The organism is Fibrobacter sp. UWP2, from assembly GCF_900141705.1.
In the GTDB taxonomy this organism is placed as follows: domain Bacteria; phylum Fibrobacterota; class Fibrobacteria; order Fibrobacterales; family Fibrobacteraceae; genus Fibrobacter.
Genome location: NZ_FQYM01000037.1, coordinates 1 through 21,683 on the forward strand (window position 1 = coordinate 1; position 21,683 = coordinate 21,683).

At 53.7% G+C, this 21,683-nt stretch carries 19 protein-coding genes and 3 tRNA genes; 15 read left to right on the forward strand and 7 right to left on the reverse strand.

The features are described from left to right. Window positions 1–353 precede the first annotated feature (353 nt). On the forward strand, window positions 354–4,415 hold the full coding sequence (locus tag BUB55_RS12405) for a fibro-slime domain-containing protein (RefSeq protein ID WP_234971933.1): 4,062 nt from the start codon (window positions 354–356) through the stop codon (window positions 4,413–4,415). 106 nt (window positions 4,416–4,521) lie between these two features. Here BUB55_RS12405 and BUB55_RS12410 read toward each other — a convergent pair whose 3' ends face one another. Then, a complete protein-coding gene (locus tag BUB55_RS12410) occupies window positions 4,522–6,402 on the reverse strand; it encodes an ABC-F family ATP-binding cassette domain-containing protein (protein WP_073191957.1) in 1,881 nt (626 codons plus the stop codon). Between the two features lie 33 nt (window positions 6,403–6,435). On the opposite strand from BUB55_RS12410, the gene BUB55_RS12415 reads away from it, so the two are divergent. After that, window positions 6,436–6,759 (forward strand): hypothetical protein, encoded by a 324-nt coding sequence (locus tag BUB55_RS12415; RefSeq protein WP_073191959.1) that lies wholly within the window; start codon window positions 6,436–6,438, stop codon window positions 6,757–6,759. A gap of 130 nt (window positions 6,760–6,889) precedes the next feature. On the opposite strand, the gene folD is transcribed toward BUB55_RS12415, so the two are convergent. Continuing rightward, window positions 6,890–7,729, reverse strand: a complete 840-nt coding sequence (gene folD / locus BUB55_RS12420) for a bifunctional methylenetetrahydrofolate dehydrogenase/methenyltetrahydrofolate cyclohydrolase FolD (RefSeq protein WP_073191961.1) — start codon at window positions 7,727–7,729, stop codon at window positions 6,890–6,892. A gap of 98 nt (window positions 7,730–7,827) precedes the next feature. Next, window positions 7,828–8,073, reverse strand: a complete 246-nt coding sequence (locus BUB55_RS12425) for a hypothetical protein (protein WP_073191963.1) — start codon at window positions 8,071–8,073, stop codon at window positions 7,828–7,830. A gap of 296 nt (window positions 8,074–8,369) precedes the next feature. Between BUB55_RS12425 and BUB55_RS12430 the strand changes: the two genes are divergently transcribed. The 3 genes from BUB55_RS12430 to BUB55_RS12440 all read left to right on the forward strand — a co-directional run bounded on the left by BUB55_RS12430 (window position 8,370) and on the right by BUB55_RS12440 (window position 11,354). Next, window positions 8,370–9,326: an FKBP-type peptidyl-prolyl cis-trans isomerase gene (locus BUB55_RS12430; protein ID WP_073191965.1), complete on the forward strand. Its 957-nt coding sequence runs from the start codon at window positions 8,370–8,372 to the stop codon at window positions 9,324–9,326. Window positions 9,327–9,399: 73 nt separating this feature from the next. Beyond that, window positions 9,400–10,764, forward strand: a complete 1,365-nt coding sequence (argA, locus tag BUB55_RS12435; protein ID WP_234971934.1) for an amino-acid N-acetyltransferase — start codon at window positions 9,400–9,402, stop codon at window positions 10,762–10,764. Then, a complete protein-coding gene (locus BUB55_RS12440; RefSeq protein WP_073191981.1) occupies window positions 10,764–11,354 on the forward strand; it encodes a nitroreductase in 591 nt (196 codons plus the stop codon). The genes argA and BUB55_RS12440 overlap by 1 nt, the downstream gene beginning before the upstream one ends. 11 nt (window positions 11,355–11,365) lie before the next feature. On the opposite strand, the gene BUB55_RS12445 is transcribed toward BUB55_RS12440, so the two are convergent. Continuing rightward, on the reverse strand, window positions 11,366–12,013 hold the full coding sequence (locus BUB55_RS12445) for a CatB-related O-acetyltransferase (protein ID WP_083597018.1): 648 nt from the start codon (window positions 12,011–12,013) through the stop codon (window positions 11,366–11,368). Between the two features lie 143 nt (window positions 12,014–12,156). Here BUB55_RS12445 and BUB55_RS12450 point away from each other — a divergent pair, with 143 nt between their 5' ends. The 6 genes from BUB55_RS12450 to BUB55_RS12475 all read left to right on the forward strand — a co-directional run bounded on the left by BUB55_RS12450 (window position 12,157) and on the right by BUB55_RS12475 (window position 18,886). Continuing rightward, the gene (locus tag BUB55_RS12450; RefSeq protein ID WP_073191967.1) at window positions 12,157–13,647 is read left to right on the forward strand and encodes a glycoside hydrolase family 5 protein; all 1,491 of its coding nucleotides are present in this window, start codon (window positions 12,157–12,159) and stop codon (window positions 13,645–13,647) included. Between the two features lie 19 nt (window positions 13,648–13,666). Then, window positions 13,667–14,233, forward strand: a complete 567-nt coding sequence (gene folE, locus BUB55_RS12455; RefSeq protein WP_073116020.1) for a GTP cyclohydrolase I FolE — start codon at window positions 13,667–13,669, stop codon at window positions 14,231–14,233. Between the two features lie 289 nt (window positions 14,234–14,522). Next, window positions 14,523–15,833, forward strand: a complete 1,311-nt coding sequence (locus BUB55_RS12460) for a poly(ethylene terephthalate) hydrolase family protein (protein ID WP_073191969.1) — start codon at window positions 14,523–14,525, stop codon at window positions 15,831–15,833. 67 nt (window positions 15,834–15,900) lie between these two features. Next, the gene (gene glgA, locus BUB55_RS12465) at window positions 15,901–17,130 is read left to right on the forward strand and encodes a glycogen synthase (protein ID WP_073191971.1); all 1,230 of its coding nucleotides are present in this window, start codon (window positions 15,901–15,903) and stop codon (window positions 17,128–17,130) included. 42 nt (window positions 17,131–17,172) lie between these two features. Further along, window positions 17,173–17,733 (forward strand): LemA family protein, encoded by a 561-nt coding sequence (locus tag BUB55_RS12470; RefSeq protein ID WP_073191973.1) that lies wholly within the window; start codon window positions 17,173–17,175, stop codon window positions 17,731–17,733. Window positions 17,734–17,860: 127 nt separating this feature from the next. Continuing rightward, the gene (locus tag BUB55_RS12475) at window positions 17,861–18,886 is read left to right on the forward strand and encodes a M48 family metallopeptidase (protein ID WP_073191975.1); all 1,026 of its coding nucleotides are present in this window, start codon (window positions 17,861–17,863) and stop codon (window positions 18,884–18,886) included. A gap of 7 nt (window positions 18,887–18,893) precedes the next feature. Here the strand turns inward: BUB55_RS12475 and BUB55_RS12480 are convergent, their stop codons facing one another. From BUB55_RS12480 to BUB55_RS12490, 3 genes are read right to left on the reverse strand one after another with little or no spacing between them, the layout of a single operon-like run. After that, complete coding sequence (locus tag BUB55_RS12480) at window positions 18,894–20,183, reverse strand: replication-associated recombination protein A (protein WP_073191977.1); 1,290 nt, start codon at window positions 20,181–20,183, stop codon at window positions 18,894–18,896. A gap of 8 nt (window positions 20,184–20,191) precedes the next feature. Then, the gene (locus BUB55_RS12485; RefSeq protein ID WP_073191978.1) at window positions 20,192–20,608 is read right to left on the reverse strand and encodes an acyl-CoA thioesterase; all 417 of its coding nucleotides are present in this window, start codon (window positions 20,606–20,608) and stop codon (window positions 20,192–20,194) included. Window positions 20,609–20,620: 12 nt separating this feature from the next. Next, window positions 20,621–21,049, reverse strand: coding sequence for an acyl-CoA thioesterase (locus tag BUB55_RS12490; protein ID WP_073191979.1), 429 nt, complete (start codon window positions 21,047–21,049; stop codon window positions 20,621–20,623). A 235-nt stretch (window positions 21,050–21,284) separates the two neighbouring features. On the opposite strand from BUB55_RS12490, the gene BUB55_RS12495 reads away from it, so the two are divergent. The 4 genes from BUB55_RS12495 to BUB55_RS12510 form a co-directional block, all read left to right on the forward strand. After that, window positions 21,285–21,357 (forward strand) — tRNA-Thr (locus tag BUB55_RS12495). Between the two features lie 10 nt (window positions 21,358–21,367). Continuing rightward, window positions 21,368–21,450 (forward strand) — tRNA-Tyr (locus tag BUB55_RS12500). A 43-nt stretch (window positions 21,451–21,493) separates the two neighbouring features. Next, a tRNA-Thr gene (locus BUB55_RS12505) sits at window positions 21,494–21,565 on the forward strand. A 23-nt stretch (window positions 21,566–21,588) separates the two neighbouring features. Then, on the forward strand, window positions 21,589–21,683 hold a 95-nt coding region (locus tag BUB55_RS12510), incomplete at its 3' end, for a GTP-binding protein (protein WP_139258098.1).

Sequence of the window (21,683 nt, forward strand, 5' to 3'; positions counted from 1 at the left end):
TTCGCCGATGGTACCTGGCCTCCGGGCCCGGGAGAGTAGGGCGCCGCTGGATTCACGCCCCCCATGAGGTAAACCTCGTGGGGGGCTTTTTTTATATTGATTTCAATATTGTTTACACTAATTTGTAGAGCCAGACTCAACGAAAAATCCTTCCAAAATCCTCTAAACACTGCTATTTCTTTTTTTTCGAGATAGTTTTATACAGAGTGTTTGTGTTATAAGGAGCTTTGGATATGAAACGCCGTTGTTTAGGAGTATTCTGCGTTTTATTTTTGTCCATACTTGCCCAAGCGACCCTGACGATCCATATCCAATCGCCATGGCGTGACGACCCTTCCAAGGAGGGGTATTTTTTGCACATTCTGGGTTCGGCCGGTGGTGGCTACAACCCGGTCTACGGAGCTTCTTCAACGACAATCACGACATACGATGGCGATGGCTGGTACACCTACACTTGGGACAAAACGCTTGCCGATTTCCAGGACTGGATGAACTTCAACATTGGCATCTACCCCAATACCGACGACCAGAACTACAACAACAATAACGGTACCGCTTGGAAAGAAGCGGGGGAAATCAAGATGGGCGAATTGTTCGGCAACGATACCGAACTTTGGCTTTATACCAATACGGCGACCAAGACATACACCAAGTCTTATGTGGCACCGGGCTCGAAGCTGGTGTGGTTCAAGAGTCCGTGGGGCAACCGTTCGCTGCCGCAAATGGTTTTTGGCAACGATTCGATCCTGATGCGTTTTGCGTTTGACGATCCGTCCAAGTGCGGTTGGTTCTATGGGGCGATTACGCCGTCCATGCTCCAGAACAATGTACTAGGGACAGCCCACTTTATCCGTTATAAGGCGCCATACATGATTTGGCCAGGCAAAGAGGATGTCGACATTTCTGCCGCCCTTGGCTTGCAAGACACCATCTACATTGACGGGACTACGGAGGGCGCCGAGCTGTCGTTTAACATGGGCGAACTCGGGACATGTTTTGACTCGACCTACACGCTGCACATTTACCACCCGTGGCGGAACAATTCCACTTTCAAGGATTCCCTGATATACATCTCGGTTGGCAACAATATTTTGAACCAGCCGACGGCGATGGAATACGATGCGACATACAAGTACTGGTTCCAGTACGATTTTGACGCGGCGACAGTGGCTTCGCCCAACTGGAGCTCGAGCATGGCCGCGTTCAACATCTATCGCCGTCAAAACGAGTGGCCGCAGGTCAAGTACTTTAACGACGGCGAACTCCCGCTGGCATCGCAGTTTTTCCCGGCGGGCGTGTACGAAGCCTGGATGTTCACCTACAGTAATGGACGTTACGAACTGGAATACGCGCCTCTCGAACCCAAGACGGTTCGCCTGCTCTCCCCGTGGGACAACATGTCGCCTTCGCTTTTGGTGGCTGGCGATACGGTAAAGATGGGGCCGATTTCTCCCGACACTTGCGGTTGGTACCAAGGCACGTATTACAAACATACCGACGACTGGAACGTTTACTTTAAGCAGACCTTTGGCATGGAACAATACGGTGGCAAGGGGACTGTGGAAGAGGGCGAGCTTGTAGATTCCTTGATTGACTTGAACGAGGTGATGGCAATTTTCGATACAGTTTGGGTGTATCCGTACCCGGTTTCAAATAGTGCCCCGACTTACGACTTTAATTACCCGAACCGTTTGGGAATTTGCCCGACCATGAAGATATCGGCTCTGGTGCTGGATTGGGCGGGTGAATCGCACCCCGACAATATCGACGTGGACTTTGGCGGCATCTACAACGGCAACGACTACACGACCATTACCTACATGGATTCCACGGGAACGCTCAAGGAAGTGAAGACTTGCGGCGGCCAGGCGCTGGGAATGGTGAAAAGTACGCTTGTCGATGGAAACCCTGTTCGTGTGGAATCGTTGGAGTTTCCGTGGGGGATTTGCTCGGCGGGTCATGAAATTGAGAAATGGTTTGTCCCTGAGGTGGTGGCGACCGGTCCCGATGGCACTGAGTATACCAATGCGGTTTGTCGCGATATTGACCTGACTCTTGACGCCGAGGGCTTTTGGCTTGCCGACATTACCGAGGCTGGCGATTGCAACGACCCTGTGAATCCTGGATTCTACCCCATTGACGATTTGGAATACCTGGATTCGGCGAAGACGATAAAGAACCCGAAGTTCGACTGGGCGGTAAGCGGCTGCAACCACAACTACAGTTTCTCGATGAAGATTTCGGCACAGTTCAAGTACGTACGTGGTCAATATTTTGAATTCCGCGGCGATGACGACGTGTGGGTGTTTATCGACAACCGCCTTGTGGTGGACATTGGCGGTTGCCATAGCCCTATCGAGGGGGCTGTCGACCTGGATACCATGAACCTGGTCGAGGGCAAGGAGTACCCGTTCCATATCTTTTTCTCGGAACGCAATGCGACGGGGTCCAACTTCAAAATGCGTACATCCATCAACCTGCAAACGCAAAAGACGTACTTGCCGAGGGAAGTTCCGCACGCCGATGGCAAAATTGAATACAATATTTTGCAGCTGCTCATAGACGAATCCATCAGTTGCGACGTCTCGAGTACGACAAAGATTGATACGACGCTTGCCCAGTCCGTATTCACCTTGTACGATGGGGCTGGCTTCTTGCCGCAGGAAGGAAAGCTACTGAACCCGGGACTAAATTATGGAGGCATTCTCATTAACGAGAATATGGCCGGTTTTGTGATTGACACCAGCGCGATAGTCCGTTCCCGTAGCTTGCCCTCGGGCAACTACATGCTGCGATTCGCTTTGGCGGCAGACCCCACGCAGTACAGCGAAGTATACTTCTCGGTCCCCGAATATCCCATGTCCGAAATAGCATTCGTGGGTCCGGGGGACGAAACGCTACGCGACATGGAAGGAAAGATTTTGCGCAATCGCACCGATTCCCTGGGCGAGTTCGCTTTTGTGACGTACCCTGTCCGTCTTACATTGCTCTACCTGGATTCCATCAGGGACATGAACATTGTTTCGCTTGATTTGGTGACTTCGGATTCCTTGATATTCTTTAACAGCAACAACGAACAGGTCACCAGCATAGAAACCGATGGGACGGGATTTGCGGATTTCTATGTGATGGGGATTGCCGATGTGGTTAATGGCTCGTTTTCGATTCGCGGCACGGCTGTCAGTGACACCTTGACTTGGTCCAACATCAACTTGGCCAAGCCGCCGGTTCCCTATGCGAATAACGGCATGATGTTTGACCGCGATGGCGACGGTGTTCCCGACAGCCTATGCGTGCCCTTTAACGAAAAATTCGATACCGATGTTCCCGATACGCTGGACTGGATGTTTGGCGACAGCACGAGCCACATGATTTCGTCGAGGGAACAAATTGTAGGTCTGATTCAAGAAGATTCGGTGATGGTCTTTGTGGCGGATTCGCTTTTGAACAGGGTGTTTACTGGAAAAGAGAACGATGTGTATAATGGAACATTCCGCTACCACTATACACATGTGGACGAAGAGTCTGGGGATGTTGTTCCCCTAGAAATGAAGACGACAATTTTGGACAAAGTCGGGCCGGTTCTTGAGAAGGCGATGATTATTCCGCAATCCGATGAGTACAGCAAGTTGACGCTCACGCTGAGCGAAGGCTTCAAGTACAATAACGAGGATGTGCGTTCTTTATTTGAATTCAAGGTATGGCGCATGGGTTCCGAGGTTTCTGCCAATGCGACTGTATCTAAGGTGATGCAGAAGAAGAACAAGGCACAGGTGGAATTGCTGTTCTATGCCCCGGAGGGAGGTGTGATGCCCACGGTAGGCGATAGTGTTCGCCTAGTGCCTGGTGGTTTGTTTGACCTGAGCGGAAATCCCGCGCATGACAACAATGCATGGGTGCGCATGACTGGAGAACCGAGAGCCGAAATCGAGGTGCCGGGTCTTGTGACCTTGGTAGCCGATACGTTGCCGGAATGGACTTACAAAGAAGGCATTAAGCCCGTAGCTGTCCCCATGGGGGGATCCATCAAGGATGCCATGTCGCGTGATGGATTACCTGGCCACTTGATTCGTTATGAATTGAACGAACTCGTGCTTTCGGATGAAATGCTTTCGACCGTCCGCATCAAGTGGGAAGTCAGCTATTTCTCCAATTTGGGCCAGTATATCAACAGTGCGAGCGGTGTGGTGGCTTGTAACGATTCGACGGTGTTCAACTTGGATCCGAGCTTGCCAAAAAACTGCCGCGACAATCCAGGTAACGTGTTTTTGGAGTGGAATGCCCGTAGCGAAAATGGACGTTTGGTGGGGACGGGCGCTTATATCTCGAAGTTGAGCTACAAGATTGTGAATGACACAGGAACAATCTTGGACAAGGACGAGACTTATACTCTCGGCATCAAACGCCGTAAATAAGCCGCTTATATCGTGTCAGCCGTAGGCGACACGTTTTAACGTGTCATTGAAGGCGAGAGGACTCGAAAATCCATAGTCATGAAACACGACGTACGGAGAGCCCGGTCTATATAGGGAATTTGTCCTTGGCGGCCTCGAGTTCGGCGCTTTTGCGCTCCCACGCGGCGTAAAGTTCGTCTACCTGTTTCTTGTTGTCGTCCAAGTCCTTGGCGATCGTCGTAATGGCGTTGCCGTCGGCGGCTTCGGAGGCGGCGACGAGCTTTGCTTCGAGTTCACCGCCCAGAGCCTCGGCCTTGGCGATTTCCGCTTCGAGGCGGGCAATTTCCTTTTCAATCGGCTTGATGACCTTGGAGCGTTCGGCGATGTAGTCGGCGCGGGCTTTTCGGTCCTCTTTGCCGCGTGGGGCTGACGTTGCGGTGGAACCCTTGCTGTCGTCCGTCACGTCGATATTTGAGACCTTGATGTTTGTCGATTCGCTTCCGCCCGGCTTTTTTTCGCTGGCCCAGCCGACTTTTTCGAGGAAGTCGGCGTAGCTGCCTTCGAACACGCGGCACTTGCCGCCGTCAAAAACTACGAGGCGGTTCGCGAAGGCGTGCAGCAGTTCCTCGTCGTGGGTCACGACCATGGCGGTGCCTTCGTAATCTTCGAGGGCGTCGATCAGGCTTTCGATGGATTCCATGTCGAGGTGGTTCGTAGGTTCGTCAAGCAACAGCATGTTGCAGGGCGTCGCCAGGATTTTGCCGAGGAGCACGCGGCTCCGCTCGCCACCGCTTAAAACTTTCACTTTCTTGAGCGCGGCGTCGCCACTGAACATCATAAGGCCGGCGAGTCCGCGTGCGCGGCTCTTTTGCGAGACTTCGGTAATGGCCGTCGCGATTTCTTCTTCGACGGTGTTGTCGAGGTTCAGACGGTTGATGTTGGTTTGCCCAAAATAGTTTATCTGCAAATTCGGGTTATGGCTGATTTCGCCCGCGGTGGGCGAGAGCTCCTTGGCAATCAAGTTGAGGAGAGTCGTTTTGCCGCGGCCGTTGGGGCCGATGACCGCAATACGGTCGCCCTTGAAAACTTCCATCTCGAGATTGGTAATGAGTTCGGGGCCGTCATCATAGGCAAAGTGGAGTCCCTTGATTTGCAGCATGCGCTTGCCCGGGAACGTGGCCCCGGTAAAGCTGAAGTCCAGGTTGCGTTCGTGGGTGAGCCGTTCGCCGTTGGCGAGCTTTGCCGCTGCCTTGATTTTGGATTGCACCATGGCGGCCTTGGCGGCCTTGTAGCGGAACCGTTCAATAACTTTTTCGAGCTGCTCCTTTTTGCGTTGCTCGTTCTCCTGGGTACGCTGGGCGACTTCCTCTTCTTCGGCGATGGTCTCGCGGAGTTTTTCGACGGAGCCCTTCACCTTGCGCGCCTTGTGGCGGTGGATGCCCACGGTATGCGTACACACCTCGTCCATAAAGTGGTGGTCGTGGGTGATGAGCAGCACTTCGCCCTTCCAGCTGCGCAAAAAACGTGAGAGCCATCTCATCGAGACGATGTCCAGATAGTTGGTAGGCTCGTCTAGGAGGAGCATGTCCGGTTCCGAAGCCAACACCTTTGCCAGGTTCAAGCGGATTTGGAAACCGCCCGAGAGGAGCATCGGACTTTTATGCATGCTTTCTTCATCAAAGCCCAGACCGAACAAAATCGCCTCGACCTTGTGCTCCTCAATCCAACCATCTTCGTTTGTCTTCAAGACGCTACAGGCTTCTTCGTGAACGGTCTCGTGCTTGAAGTGGATGTGCTGCTGCAGGTATCCAATGGTGTAGTTTTTGGGAATGTCGATGCTTCCGCCGTCAATGCACTCCTGGCCCAGGATCATTTTAAAGAGCGTCGACTTGCCGCAGCCGTTACGGCCTACGAGTCCCACGCGTTCGTGGTCGCCTACAAGGAAACTCGCCCCGTCCAAAAGGACTTGCTCGCCAAAGGATTTGGATACGTTTTGGATTTGAATCACGGAAACAAAGATAGAAATTCTATATTTGGCGACATGAAAACGTTCATGGCTCTCTGCCTTCTTTTAGCCGCTTCGGCTTTTGCCCAGCTGGTGCAAACGAAGACCCCTGTGGAGCACACGGTGAGGCTCGATACGAGTGCCAAGCCGATGGTCTACACGGACGGTTCCCAAGCTTCCAAGAATGCCGCCCTCACCGATGCCCGCGCTTCCATGGACAGTCGTCAGTTCTCGAACGACTCCCTGACGGGAACGCTCATAGGCGTTGGCGCCGAATTCGTCGGCCAAACCATGAAGAACATGCTCTCGCCCAATTCTGCCGAAGCTGATGCCGTTGAACTGGAACGCACCAGACGCTAGCCCGCATCCTCGTCATTCCGTGCCCTGATGAGGGCGAGGAATCCAGACCTGCATTTTCGTTTACAATGCATGAAAAAGGACTAGTGTCCTGGATGCTTCGGCGATGCCTCAGCATGACGATAGGGAAGATTTATCCCAAGTACTTTTCGCCGCTTTCCACACTCTGGTAGATGAGCGTGTTGATGGTCATGGGGCCCACGCCGCCCGGGACCGGGGTATATGCGCTGGCCACGTCGTCGAGGCCCTTCTCGATGTCGCCCACACCGCCAGGATGGTAGCCGGCGTCGACCACGACCGCGCCTGGCTTGATCCAGTTCTTTTTGATGAACTCGGGTTTGCCTACGGCACCCACGAGGATGTCGGCCTGCTTTACGAATTCAGGGAGGTTCTCGGTCTTGCTGTGGCAAATGGTCACGGTGCAGTTCGCGTTCAAGAGCATGAGCGCCATGGGCTTGCCCAGAATGGCGCTGCGGCCTACCACCACGGCGTGCTTGCCCGCGAGCGGGATGTTGTATGCCTTCAAAAGGCGCATGATGCCAGCGGGAGTCGCGCAACCGTATGCGGGTTCGCCCATCGCCATGCGTCCAAAGCCGAGGCAGGTTACCCCGTCCACGTCCTTGCGGGCGTCAATCGCCTCGAAGGCGGCGCGTTCGTCAATGTGGCGTGGGACCGGGTGCTGCAGCAGGATGCCGTGCACGCTGGGGTTGTCGTTCAGTTCCTGGATCTTGTTCAGCAGTTCTTCGGTCGTGATATTCTTGTCCATTACCACGCGAATGCTCTCCATGCCCACGCGGGCGCAGGCGTTGCCCTTCATTTTTACGTAGGTGGCGCTAGCCGGGTCGTCGCCCACGAGGATGGTCGCGAGAATCGGGGTCTTGCCGGTCTTTTCTTTGAGCTTGGCCACGCGGGCACTGAGTTCTTCTTCGGTGGTCTTGGCAAGGGCCTTGCCGTCCAGGATGAGTGCTGCCATAATGTCTCCAATGGGCCTTGGGGGCCAATAATGCCCCAAAGATAGAAATAAAAAAACTCCCTTGCGGGAGCGTTTGCATTGTTATAAAAACTTTATGATTAAACGATGACTTCGAGGATGGCCGGCACGATGATGCAGACGACAACCCACGGATAGGAGAACGAGCCCTTGAGCCAGCCTGTGCTGTAGACCCTGGGGGAGACCTTCATGACCGGGGCGGAAGATTCTGCCATGGTCTTGGAGATTGCGTTGTCCAAAGCTTCCCTAACACTAAGCACCGACGCGTCAAACAGCTTCTTGTTCGCGTTGGCGGACTCAAATATATGTTTGAATTGGTTACTCATGGTTTACCTATTTTTTCCTTCTGTGTATAAAAATAGTAACTTTTGTAAGGAATAAAAGAGGGCTTTGTCACATTCCAAAAACGTGTGAAGTGACTCACAGACAAGGATTTAGCTGAAATTTTGGACATTTTTTGCGTTTTTGGCTTGTTTTCGCAAGTTTACTTTGAATCCCGTCTTCCTTTTTGTTTGTAAACGGACCTAAACTTCAAAAGCAAAAAGTGTTCACGGAGTGTTCCCCCCATCCGATTTTTCTATCTTGTGACATATAAAATGATGAAAAACCTTATTTTGAGGGAATGATTATGAATTTGACGCGTTTTGCCACCGTAGCCGCCCTTTGTGGCTTTTTTGTCGCCTGTGGGGGGAGCAAGAACCCCGAGCCGGCGACGGCCCCGGTTCCGGCCCCCGCCCCCGTAAAAGAAGAGAAGAAGATTTCGCTGGACAGTCAGGTGAACCGCTACAGCTATGCCCTGGGCATGGACCTTGGCAAGGCCATTGCGAACATTAACGTCCCTCTCGACATGGACGTGCTCTTTGCTGCCATCCATGATGAGGTCGACTCCGGGCGCACCCCGCTTATGACGGACACGGCTTCGGAAGCCGCCTTGCAGGATCTTTTGCTGCAGATGCAAAAGAAGAAGGAATCCGACGAGGCTGCCAAGGCCAAGAAGGCTCTTGAAGAGCAGGCCCAGTTCCTGGCCAAGAACATCCAGGATTCCATGGTGAAGACTACCCCGAAGGGCGTGCAGTACAAGGTGCTCAAGGAAGCCAAGGGCATTAGCCCCAAGTCGGGTGACAAGGTCAAGGTCCATTACATTGGGGCGCTCCTCGACGGTACAGAATTTGACAATAGCGTGAAGCGCGGCGAACCGTTGGAGTTCCCAGTGAGCGCCGTGATCGAGGGCTGGCAGGACTTGCTCCAGGTGATGCAGGAAGGTCAAAAGGTCAAGGCTTGGATTCCGAGCGCCCTCGCCTATGGCGAGGCGGGTGTGCCGCCGATGATCCCGGCCAATTCTCTCCTGGTGTTCGAGGTGGAGCTTCTGAAGGTCTATGCCGAGAATCCGGTGGTCGATAGCGCCGCCGTGGTGCCGGCTGCTCCTGCAGATACGGCCAAGGCTGCAGAACCCGCGAAGGTCGAGGCCAAGGATGCCGCTCCTGCTGCGGAACCTGCTGCCGAGAAGCCGGCCGAGCCTGCCAAGGATGCCAAAAAGCCTGCCGCGAAGGGTGCAAAGAAGCCCGCTGCGAAGAAGTAACGCGAAATTGCAGGCCTGAAAAGGCTAAAATTTGTGGACGCGGCCCTTGACGGGGCCGTGTTTTTTTATGTTTATGACCATGACAAACACTGCGTCCGATTTCTATTCCCAGCACTTCGAAGTTGCCGGATTCATCCGGGAAGTGTTCGGCTATATGGACAGGTTCAAGGGCCAGCTCTTTATTTTGAAGATTGACGACGGCCTCATGGACCATCCGTTGTTCCCCGTGCTCATGCGGGATATCGCGCTTTTGCATAAAGCCGGTATTCGCATCATTATTGTGCCGGGGACACGAAACAGCATTGATGCGCAGTTGAATGCTTGGGAAATTGAGTCCAAGTTCCATAATGGAGTCCGGCTTACGAGCGAAGATGCCCTGCCCCTTATTGAGCAGGCGTCCTTGGGTGTTGCCCAGCGCATTATGAGTCACCTCACGGCAAGCGGCCTCAGCGGTATCCAGGGCAACTGGGTGCTGGCGCGGAGCCTCGGCGTTATCAACGGCGTCGACTTTATGAGGACAGGTAAGATCGAGAGGATCCAGAGGGACATTCTCGAACAGCTGATGAGTGAAAAGTTCGTACCCATCATCCCGCCCATTGGTTGGAACAAGCTGGGTCACGCCTACAACATCAGCTCTACCGAACTCGCGACAGAACTTTGCAAGTATTTGCAGGTCGGCAAGCTGTTCTTTATCGGTAATGAGAACGGTATCAAGCTCAAGGGACTTGTGACGGGCAAGAATACTCGGTACTTGGAACCCACCGAGAGCGGCGTGATTTCGGCCATGGACGTGGACCAGGCGAAGGAATTGTTGGAACTCAATTCCGACGTGTTGAATTTTGCGCAAATGGATTACCTGCTGAATGCCATTCATGCTTGCGAGGCGGGAGCGAACCGTGTGCATTTGCTGAGCGGCGAATTCCAGGGCAGTGTGCTTCAGGAAGTGTTTAGCGCTCGCGGTGACGGCACCATGGTGTACGCTAACCAGTATTCCAGCATCCGGCCGGCGAACATCGAGGACATCCCCGATATTTTGCGGGTCATGCAAGATTACATTGCCAAGGGCTACCTGGTGCCCCGTACGCAAGAGAGCATTTCGGAAAAACTCCACGACTATGTGGTGTACTCTATAGACAACAGCATTCACGGTTGCGGTGCGTTGCATGAATTTGAGGACGGCATGGCTGAAGTCGCCGGCATTGCGGTGGGCGCGAACTACCGCAAGTCGGGCATCGGCGATGCCATCGTGCGTCACCTCATTTCTGTCGGCCGCATGAAGGGCTACAAGAAGCTCTTCTTGCTCACGACGCAGGCGCTCGACTGGTTCTACCACTTCGGATTCGAGGATGGTACGGTCGAGGATTTGCCCAAGAGCAAGCGCGACCACTACAACCAGAAGCGGAACTCGCGTATCCTCGTGCTGCCGTTGGATAAATGATGAATACATTGGAAGCAATTCGCACGCGTCGCAGTACCCGCAAGTTCAAGGCACAGCCTGTCGAACTCGAGAAGTTGAAGCAGATTGTCGAGGCGGGGCAGTTCGGCCCTACCGGCGGCAACGCTCAGAGCAATCACTTCTTCGTGATTTCGGATGCTTCTGTGATTGCAAAACTCAAGGAACTGGTGCAGGCCGCGTTCGCGAAGATGGAACTCCGTGAAGACCTGTACAAGAGCCTGCAGAATTCCATTCGCCTGTCGCAGAAGGGCAACTACTCCTTCTGCTATACGGCGCCCGTGCTTATCGTGGTTGCAAACAAGAAGGAATACGGCAACAACATGGCCGACGTGGCCTGCGCTGTGGAGAACATGATGCTTGCCGCGAACGAACTTGATTTAGGTAGTTGCTACATCAACCAACTCAAGTGGCTGAACGAAGACCCGACGCTCCTTGAATACCTGCGTGGCTTTGGCTTGCGCGATGACGAACGCGTGTACGCCTCCGTCGCTGTAGGCTACGCCGATACCGAGAGCGGGCTCCCGAACCGTAACGTCACCGAACGCACCGGCAACGAAGTCGTGTTCGTGTAATTTTTGCTGGGTTATTTCCCGAGCATTTCCTTAACTTTCTTCTTGACTTCTGTCAAGTCGCTGCTCGTGAGTACCGGAATAAGCGAGTTTATTTCTTCGATGGGTTTGTCCCACCAGCGCCATTCGAGCATCAGGTTTGTGAGTTCTTCGTCGAAACGCTTGCGTATAAATTGCACCGGGTTTCCTGCGACAATCGTGTAGGGCTCCACATTGCTGCCAACGACGCTGCTTGCGCCGATAATCGCACCGTCGCCGATATGTACTCCGGGGAGTATCGTTACGTTCTGGCCAATCCACACGTCGTTCCCGATAATTGTGTCGCCTTTTAGCGGCATGTCCGCTGGTGCGGGCGCCTTCATGTCCCAGCCTGTGAGCGTGTAGAACGGGAAAGTCGAGACCGCGTTCATCTGGTGGTTTGCCCCGTTCATCACGAACTCCACTCCCGCAGCAATCTGGCAGAACTTGCCGATAATCAGCTTGTCGTTGTTCCACGGGTATAGGTGAGTCACGTGGCTTTCGAACTCGCTGTCGGCAATGTAGGTGAAGTCGCCCACGACTATGTTTGGGTTCTTGAGCGTCGGCTTCACGTAGATTTCCTTGTTGTAGCCCGCAATCGGGTGTACTGCCATCGGGTCGGGAATGTTCTTTGGCGTTGTCATGATTCCAAAATACATTATTTGTGTACAAGATTGACATTTTGTCAACGGGGAATACATCCGGATAGGTGCCTGCGGGCCGTAAATCCATATATATTTCAAGTGTTGTTTGAAGTGAAGGCGTCTTGACGCCTTAAAGGGATGTTATGCTTAAAAGCAGACTCAGGACTGCGGCGGTGGCCGCTTCCTTCTCCGTGGCGTCGCTTGCTGTGCTCGCGAATGCCGAAACGCTCCCGACTGCGGGCGAAATGTTCAACAAGATGGGCTTCGGGATAAACATCGGCAACACGATGGAAGTTCCAGGCAACCCGACGGGTTGGGGCAACAAGTTCCCGACAGAGGCCTACATCGATTCGGTAAAGGCGGCGGGGTTCAGCACCATACGCATTCCCTGCGCCTGGGACAGCCACGCGAGTAACGGCGTCATTAACGAAAGCTGGATGGATTCGGTGCAGACGGTCGTAGACATGTGCATGCGCGCAGGCCTCGTGACGGTCCTGAACATCCACTGGGATGGCGGCTGGCTTGAAGAGAACCTGAAGGACGAAAAAAAGAACGAAGTGAACGCGAAGCAGAAGGGCTACTGGATGCAGATTGCGACGCGCTTCAAGGACTACGACGAGAACCTGCTCTTTGCGAGCGCGAACGAGCCCGCGACTACCGACGACAATTACAGGCACGAGACGGAAATCCTGATGGTATACCATCAGACATTCGTGGATGCCGTGCGCGCAACGGGCGGCAACAATGCGAGCCGTACTCTTGTAATCCAGGGGCCCTCCACAAGTATCGACCGCACGACCGAGGTGATGCCGGTTTCGAAACTCCCGAAGGACGTGATTGAAAACCGCCTGATGGTCGAGGTGCATTTTTACGACCCGTACACCTACACACTCTTGAACGATATTGTTGACTGGGGCGCGCAAGTTTATCCGCAATACTACTGGGGCGACGACCTCGCGACTGGTGCAGACATCGTGCACAATTGCGGTTACAACGCCTGGGCGGGCGCCATGGGCGACAAGTGCACCAGCGCGCAGATTCAGGAACAGTTCGGCAAGATGAAGACGAACTTTGTGGACAAGGGCGTGCCCGTGATTATCGGCGAGTTCGGTGCGAACGACCGCGTGGGCGTGCTGACAGGCGACAACTACGCGAAGCACCGCAAGGGTCGCCTTGCCTATTACGATGCCGTGATGAAGCTTGCGAAACAGAACAAGGTGGTGCCTATTGCCTGGGATACGGGCCACGAGGGCGAAAACAACATGACGATTATTCGCAGGCAGTCGGAACCGGACGGCTCTGTGTTCGACATGGACGTGCTGAAGATTATGCGCAGCGCCTACGGACTCGGCGACTACGTGAACAGCGGCATCACGCATGTGGAAAACTTCAAGACGGGCGGCGAAACGACGGGAATCGCGACCGGCGCCCATTTGGGTAAGGGCTTGGCGCGAGTGACCTCCGGGATTGTCCGCGTGGGCAACCGTCTGGAATCTGCGGGCGAAATCAGGCTGTTCAACCTGAATGGAACGCTTGTCCGCACTGCGATAAACGGCATGTCGCTCGAAAACATTCCGCACGGTATATATATTGCCAAGGGTGCTAGCGCCTTGGTGAGGGTTGATATCCGGTAATTTTTCTATCTTTGCCCGCATGAACTTGAAGATGATGGAAGACGGCTTCCGGATGATTCTCACCGGCATGGGCGAGAATCCGAACCGCGAAGGCTTGCTCGATACGCCGAAGCGTGTCGCGAAGATGTATGCCGAGCTCATGACCGGCCTTTCGGGCGAGATGCGTGCCGAGGATATCCTCAAGACGCGTTTCCACGAGAAGTACGACGAGATGATCATCGTGCCGGACATCGAGTTCGCGAGCATGTGCGAACACCATTTTCTGCCGTTTACGGGCAAGGCGCACGTGGCCTACATTCCGGGCGACTGCGTGGTGGGCCTTTCCAAGATTCCGCGCGTCGTTGAATTCTATGCGCGCTTTCCGCAAATCCAGGAACGCATGACGCGCCAGATTGCCGAACTCATCCAGAAGGAACTGAACCCGAAGGGAGTCGCGGTGGTGCTCGAGGCATCCCACATGTGCATGACCATGCGCGGTGTCAAGAAGCCCGGAGCGACGATGGTCACGACCCAGCTTTTGGGCAGGTTCAAGACCGACGAGAAGACTCGCGCCGAGTTCATGTCGCGCATCTACGCTCCGCGTTAAGTGTCTGTTTCGCTCTAAATCGATAGCCCTTGGATAAATTATCCAAAGGCGTTGGATTATTTATCCAAATTATTTTATACGTAATTGTTCGTTTCGCCTAGTTTTAGATGTACTTTATTGTTGCCCCCCCCAACCAAGCCCCTAGTGTTTATTTGAGGTTTTGTTTTTTACGCAAAGAAGGGCTTGTTCGTGGATTTTTTGTCCACGGAAATTAAGTACAAACATTAGTTTACGCCGGTTTATCAAGGTATTTTATGTACAAACGGTTGGGGGCAACCAAGGAGAACAAATGAAATCCAGAGTGTTTAAGTACTTGGTCTTGGCTAGCGCCTTGACATTCATGAACTGCGGTGATGATGCTGCTGACGCTCTCTCAAATGCCGTGGGTGACGTTAACAATCCTGAAATTGTGCAGCCTGGTACAGCACCGGGTGGGCAACTTCCCACTGATCCGAACTCTCCGGCTGTTACAGACCCGAACGATCCGCTTGCCGCGCTTAGCTCTTCGGGTATGGCTGACCCCTCCTTGGTGGGTGGTGATGTCGTCGATCCGACTCTCGTGTCCAGCAGCTCTACCGATATTATCGGTGGTGGCGAAGTTGTCGAACCGGGTGTTGATGTGAATCCGACCAGCAGTGCTGACGTTCTTAATCCTGCATCTAGCGCAGATGCAAATCCTGCCTCCAGTGCCGATGTTGCCCCGGTTTCTAGCGCGGTTGCTGAACAGCCCGCTTCCAGTTCCAGTGAAGTGGTTGTTTCTTCTTCCAGCGAAGAAGTGAAGCCCGCCGGAATCTTCCTCGCCGAGGGCAAGGAAGAAGAAAAGGACCAGATGCAAATCGTATATACCGAAAATATCGAACCCTGTATTTGGGATAATGACAAGCACAGGAACTTGTGCAAGATCCTTGCTTATCCGAAACAGCTGTCCGAGACCCAGAAGCATGCTGTCGTGATGTGGGGCCCCGGTGGCGGCTCTGACCCCAAGGACTATGGTGGAATCATCAAGCGCTTGGCCTCTCACGGTTTTGTAGTGGTTGCTATTCCTCAATCTCCGGGTGATGCCAGCCAGGGCAAGCCAGCCCTTGATTGGCTTGAAAGCAAGAACAAAGATCCGAACGATCCGTTGTACAATAAACTCGACATGACCAAGGTGGGCGCTTCCGGCCACTCCATGGGCGGTCTCGAATCCGAACAGATGGTGATTAAGGACAGACGCGTGCTTACCGCGTTCCTCAACAACAGCGGCGACTGGAATGGCGCCGGTGCGAACAAGGTCGCAACTGACCGCTCCATCGCAATTCTCTATGGCGAAGTCGGCATGGAAAAGGACAACGCTAGGAATGACTACAACAATCCGGGCGTGCGCGCTCCTGCCTGCCTTATCGAAATGACTGGCGGTCCGAAGAACAACAGTGAAGGTGGCTATGGTCACGGTTCCGGTTCCTGGGACGGCATGGCTGCGACGGTTGCCTGGATGCGCTGGCACCTCGGTGGCGAGGAATGGCGCAAGGCTGACTTTGTCGGCACGAGCGGCAAGTACATTGATGGCAACATCATTGGTAAGCAGGGCAACTGGAAAACCCAGTGCAAGAACTTCTAAGAATTTCCACACTCCAACAAACCGAAAAGCCCCGCTTCGGCGGGACTTTTCTATTTTATAAAGTACTATGAACGCTGCCATTCTCACTAATGAATTTCCGCCAGAAATTTATGGCGGTGCCGGTATCCATGTCAAGTTTCTTACCCAGGAGCTGAGCAAGCTTTGCCATGTCGAAGCCCGTTGCTTTGGTGACCAGGACGTGGACGCAGACAATGTTCGCGCCATCGGTTTTACACGTAAGCTGGGGCTTAACCCGGCTGACGACCGATTCCACAAGATTTTCAAACCGCTCGATATCAACCTACAGTGGGCTGCGACCCTCAAGGATATTGATGTCATCCATTGCCATACATGGTACAGCCATTTTGGCGGAGTGCTTGCGAGCCGCCTTTTGCAGTGCCCGCTCATCCTCACCACGCATTCGCTGGAACCGCACCGCCCGTGGAAGGCGGAACAGCTGGGCGACGGCGGCTACGCCATGAGCTGCTGGATCGAGCGCACCGCTTACGAGGCAGCCGACGGTGTTATTGCGGTGAGCCAGGGCATGAAGCGCGATGTAATGAAGCTTTACGGCGTGCCCGAGGACCGCGTGAAGGTCATTTACAACGGTATCGACCCCGGTTTTTACGCCCCCACGTTTGACGAAGAGATTGTGCGTAAGTGGGGCGTGGACCCCAAACGTCCCTACGTGCTGTTCGTGGGTCGCATTACCCGTCAAAAGGGCATTAGCCAGCTTATCCAGGCCATCCCGCAAATCGATAAGAACGCACAGGTGGTTTTGTGTGCGGGCGCTCCCGATACGCAGGAACTCGCCGACGAATGCAAGTCCCTTATCGAAGAGGTCCAAAAGGTCCGAGACGGTGTTGTTTGGATTCAGGAACCGGTGCCGCACGAGCAACTGCGCGTGCTCTACAGCCATGCGACCGTCTTTGCGACACCTTCGCTCTATGAACCGTTCGGTATCATTAATCTCGAGGCCATGAGCTGCGGGACTCCCGTGGTGGGGAGTGCTGTGGGTGGCATTCCCGAGATTATCGTGGACGGCGAGACCGGCTTTTTGGTGCCGCTCAAGGCGAAGTCCGAGACGGACTTTGAACCGGCGGACCCCAAGGCGTTCCAGACCGATTTCGCGAACAAGCTCAATAAGGTGCTCGAGAACGCGAATCTTGCCAAAAAGATGGGCGAGGTCAGCCGTAAGCGCGCCGTGGACGTGTTCAGCTGGAAGTCAATCGCCAAGCAGACATTTGATTTTTATGCCGAATGCATTGAGCGCTACAAGCGCGAAGGCAAACGCTAGACTATCTTTTTACATATAACTGTATAACCTAAAGGAGCCTCTATGACCGTTTCCGTTGTCGTTATCATCGTCGTCGTGCTGTTGCTCGCCTGGGTCGCTTCCATGTACAACAGCTTGGTCAAGTTCCGCAACAACCGCGAGAACGCCTTTGCCAACATTGATGTGCAGCTCAAGCAGCGCTATGATCTTGTGCCGCAGCTGGTGTCGACGGTCAAGGGTTACGCCGCCCACGAAAGCGAGACGCTTGCTAAGGTGACCGAGGCTCGCGCCGCTGCCATGAGCGCTCGAACCATCGACGAGAAGGTCGCTGCCGACAAGTCCCTTACGGGGCTCCTCTCCGGACTCAAGGTGGCTCTGGAAGCCTACCCCGAGCTCAAGGCGAACACGAACTTCCTCCAGTTGCAAACGGAGCTCGCCGACATCGAGAATAAGCTCTCTGCCGCTCGCCGTTTCTTCAACTCCTCGACGCGTGAATTGAACAATGCCTGCGAAGTGTTCCCTTCGAATATCATCGCCGGGATGTTTGGTTTCAAGCGTGCCGCCATGTACGAGGCAACCGAGAGCCGTGAATCGTTGAACAAGGCCCCCGAGGTACATTTCTGAGTTAATAGTTTGAAGTTTCGCCCAAGGGGCTAGTTGCTAGAATAGTTTGAAATAAGAATTGTCTTGTGATAGGGAACTCTAGTAACTCATAACTAGTAACTTGTAACTAGGCCGAAGGCCCTTTTATATGAAGTACGTCGGTATCCAAACGCAAATTGACAGGAACAATAGGAATACTGTTCTCCTGCTTTTGATGTTCCCGGTGATCATCCTCGGGATGGTCTTCTTTGTCATTTGTTTTTTGGAATACTTCGGTTTTTTTTCTGGTAACGTGGGTTATGGCAACATGCACTGGGACATTGTCTTTGACGTGTTCAAGAGGGCATTCCCCTACACAGTCGGGATTGTGGGCACCTGGTTCATTATCGCCTATTTTGCAAACACCGCCATTATCCGCCATGCGACGCATGCCCGCCCGCTTGAGCGCAAGGAGAATGTTCGTGTTTACAACATTGTCGAGAATCTCTGCATTGCGGGCGACATCGAGATGCCCAAGATCAACATCGTGAAGGATGGTTGCCTCAACGCCTTTGCGAGCGGCATTGACATCAACTCGTTTACCATCACCCTCACGACCGGTATTATAGACGAACTAAATGATGAGGAACTGAGCGCTGTCGTGGGTCACGAGCTGGCCCACATCAAGAACAGGGATACCCGCCTTATGGTGGTGTGCATTGTTTTTGTAGGAATATTTGCCTCCATCCAATCCGCCATTCTGCACACTATCGGGGACATTTTTGACTCGGCGACAGCCCCCCGGTATCACCGCAGAAGGGGAGGGGGGCTCGCCTTCCTCATCCTGGTCTTGATATTTGCGTTGATTGTCGTTTCGATTGGCTATTTGTTCAGCACCTTGACGCGCCTTGCCATATCGCGTAGCCGCGAGTACGTGGCCGATGCCGGTGGCGCCGAGCTCTGCGCCAACCCGACGGCGCTGGCTTCCGCCCTGCGGAAGATTTCTGCCATGCCGGGCCTTGGGTATGTGTCCCGCGGTGATGTGGCTCAGCTCTACATTATCCACCCAGCCGAGGAAGGCGACGAGGATGAGGTGCGTAGCGACCTGTATTCCGGCCTGGTTGCAAAAATCAATTCCATCTTTTTGACACACCCCGACACGCCCGAACGCATCAGGCTTTTGGAACAGTTCTAGGACGAGGTCAGTTTTCCCCGTTCTTCTCTTTTTTGGCTTGCTTTAAGAGGGCGAGCTTTTCGCCCATGGCTTTTTCTTTGCCGTAGGGCTTGGGCTCATAAATCACGGTGCCTTCCAGTTGCTTTGGCAAATGCTCCTGGGCGGAGTAGGCGCCGGGGCTGTCGTGGTCGTACTGGTAATCAACGCCGTAGCCCAGCTGCTTGCCTACGCGGGTCACGGAATTGCGGAAGGCTCGCGGCACGGGGAGCGTGCCTGTGTCGCGGATAATCTTGTCCGCCTTCATTCCGGCGAGTTCCACGGAATTGCTCTTGGGGGCAAGCGAGAGGTATATAGCGACCTCGTCGAGCCCGATTAAGCCTTCGGGGATTCCCATAAAGTCGAATGCTTCGCGGGCGGCATTGGCAAGCAGGATTGCGTTCGGGTCCGCCAGGCCCACGTCTTCCATGGCCATGCGCATGAGCCTGCGCAAAATAAATCGTGGGTCTTCGCCGCCTTGCAGCATGCGGTGCAGCCAGTATACGGCGGCGTCCGGGTCAGAACCCCGCACCGACTTGTGCAACGCCGAGATCAGGTTGTAGTGTTCTTCGCCGTTCTTGTCGTAACGCAGCGGCTTTTTGTACTGGAATTCTTCCAGCAATTTTTCATCAATCTTTTTACGGTCTCCAAGGCTCTTGCCAATCCATTCCAACTGGTTCAGCAAAAAGCGGGCGTCGCCTTCGGACTGTGCGATTAGTTTGTCTACAACAGCATCTTCGATTTCTACGTCGGTCAGTTGCAAACCTCGCGGATGTTCTTTGAGGGCGCTAAAAATCAGCGTGCGTAGGTCGTCCTTGCTTAGCGGTGCGAACAAAATAAGCTGACAGCGACTCAGGAGGGCGCCGTTCACTTCGAAGCCTGGGTTCTCGGTGGTGGCGCCTATGAGCGTCACCGTGCCGTCCTCGACGGCACCCAACAGCGCGTCCTGCTGGCCTTTGTTGAAGCGGTGGATTTCGTCAATGAACAGGATGGTGTCCATGAACGCGCCCTTCATTTTGCGGGCTTCGGCAAGGACTTCCTTCACTTCCTTCACTCCGCTCGACACTGCCGAGAGCGAGATGAAACGTTTTTTCGTTTTTTGCTTAATTACGTGCGCGAGGCTCGTTTTGCCGCAACCCGGAGGCCCCCAAAAGATCATGCTCGGCACGGAGTCGTTCTCGAGGCTCTTGCGGAGCAGACTCTGTTCGCCCAGAATCTTGTTCTGGCCTAAAAATTCGTCCAGGTTCTGCGGGCGCAGTCTTTCAGCGAGCGGCTGGTCCATGGGGCAGGCTATTCCTCGGTTTCCTTGAATTCGAACTTGGCGAAACTCGCGGGCAGCTCGCGTGTGGGCCTGCCGTTTTTGAGCATACAGTGCAGCGTGCTTCCCATGGTGCAGAGTTTCCCGTTCACGGTCGCCCTGTATTCGAAGCGGATGCGCAACTTGTCTACGCGGATCATGGTGGTCTCGATATCCACGAATTCCCCATAGTGCGTGGGCGCCTTGAATTGTACGTTCAGTTCAAGTACCGGGCTCGCGAAGCCTTCGGCTTCCATGTCGGCGTAGCTCGCACCCGCCTCGCGGAAGTATTCGGTGCGGGCCTGTTCGAACCACACCGCGTATACGGAGTGGTGGACGATTCCCATTTGGTCGGTCTCGGCGTAGCGGACTTCAATGTGTGCTGTATGTTTGAAAGAGCAGGTTTCCATGGACAAAATATATCAATCTTTAGAAATGACGGGGAACAGCATCGGTTCCACCTTCTTGAAGCATTCCGGTTTTTCGTTGGTCGGCACGCCATCTTTGGTAAAGGCGTGCAGGGTGGTTGCCGTGGCGCACAGCTCGCCCTTAACGAGGAGACGGTACTGGAATCTCCATTTTAGCTTGTTAACCCGGGTGATGGCTGATTCAATGTCCACGGTGTCGCCGAACTTGCACGACTTTCGGTAGCGGACAACCAATTCCAGTACAGGACTCTCGAACCCTTCCTTCTCGATTTCGGTATAGGGCGCGCCGATGGACTTGAAGAAGTCGATGCGGGCCTGCTCGAACCAAATGGGGTAGGAGGCGTGGTGGACTACGCCCATGGCGTCGGTTTCCGCGTAGCGGACCTCGATATGGGAGGTGTGGACATATGTTTTTTGTTCCATGAACTAAAATATAACAAGATAGCGGGATTTCATCAAAAAGAACTGCACTTTTGTTCACTTATTCGTCTATTCACAATCTATCAACACTTTGTTCATTGTTATGTTGACTCAAATATTTGGGAAAGGTTCAAAAAAGCAAAAAATTTTTCGCTAAGTGCTTGATTTTTATTGACAAAACCCATCAAATCTTATTAAATTTGGCTCACTTCAATATCCTCAGGGGTGTTGGGGTCTTGCCAAAGTAGCTCAGCTGGTAGAGCAGCTGATTTGTAATCAGCCGGTCGTAGGTTCGATTCCTATCTTTGGCTCGAAACAAATGGGTCGTTGCCCGAGTGGTTAAAGGGGACGGACTGTAAATCCGTTGACTTACGTCTACCGTGGTTCGAAACCACGACGGCCCACGCAACAGCAGCCCTATGGTACTGCCCGTACCATAGGGCTTAAGCCCAGGTAGCTCAGTGGTAGAGCACTTCCTTGGTAAGGAAGAGGTCTCGGGTCCGACTCCCGATCTGGGCTCTTAACCAATTGGAGATAAAATCATGGCAAAAGAACATTTTGACAGAAGCAAGCCGCACTGCAACATTGGCACCATCGGCCACGTTGACCACGGTAAAACCACCCTCACCGCCGCTAT

Bases quoted from the DNA above. Each gene is read 5' to 3' on its own strand.
- BUB55_RS12415 (WP_073191959.1), top strand. From the start codon at position 6,436: ATGAAAACGTTCATGGCTCTCTGCCTTCTTTTAGCCGCTTCGGCTTTT.
- folD (WP_073191961.1), bottom strand. From the start codon at position 7,729: ATGGCAGCACTCATCCTGGACGGCAAGGCCCTTGCCAAGACCACCGAA.
- BUB55_RS12425 (WP_073191963.1), bottom strand. From the start codon at position 8,073: ATGAGTAACCAATTCAAACATATATTTGAGTCCGCCAACGCGAACAAG.
- BUB55_RS12430 (WP_073191965.1), top strand. From the start codon at position 8,370: ATGATTATGAATTTGACGCGTTTTGCCACCGTAGCCGCCCTTTGTGGC.
- argA (WP_234971934.1), top strand. From the start codon at position 9,400: ATGACCATGACAAACACTGCGTCCGATTTCTATTCCCAGCACTTCGAA.
- BUB55_RS12440 (WP_073191981.1), top strand. From the start codon at position 10,764: ATGAATACATTGGAAGCAATTCGCACGCGTCGCAGTACCCGCAAGTTC.
- BUB55_RS12445 (WP_083597018.1), bottom strand. From the start codon at position 12,013: ATGACAACGCCAAAGAACATTCCCGACCCGATGGCAGTACACCCGATT.
- BUB55_RS12450 (WP_073191967.1), top strand. From the start codon at position 12,157: ATGCTTAAAAGCAGACTCAGGACTGCGGCGGTGGCCGCTTCCTTCTCC.
- folE (WP_073116020.1), top strand. From the start codon at position 13,667: ATGAACTTGAAGATGATGGAAGACGGCTTCCGGATGATTCTCACCGGC.
- BUB55_RS12460 (WP_073191969.1), top strand. From the start codon at position 14,523: ATGAAATCCAGAGTGTTTAAGTACTTGGTCTTGGCTAGCGCCTTGACA.
- glgA (WP_073191971.1), top strand. From the start codon at position 15,901: ATGAACGCTGCCATTCTCACTAATGAATTTCCGCCAGAAATTTATGGC.
- BUB55_RS12470 (WP_073191973.1), top strand. From the start codon at position 17,173: ATGACCGTTTCCGTTGTCGTTATCATCGTCGTCGTGCTGTTGCTCGCC.
- BUB55_RS12475 (WP_073191975.1), top strand. From the start codon at position 17,861: ATGAAGTACGTCGGTATCCAAACGCAAATTGACAGGAACAATAGGAAT.
- BUB55_RS12480 (WP_073191977.1), bottom strand. From the start codon at position 20,183: ATGGACCAGCCGCTCGCTGAAAGACTGCGCCCGCAGAACCTGGACGAA.
- BUB55_RS12485 (WP_073191978.1), bottom strand. From the start codon at position 20,608: ATGGAAACCTGCTCTTTCAAACATACAGCACACATTGAAGTCCGCTAC.
- BUB55_RS12490 (WP_073191979.1), bottom strand. From the start codon at position 21,049: ATGGAACAAAAAACATATGTCCACACCTCCCATATCGAGGTCCGCTAC.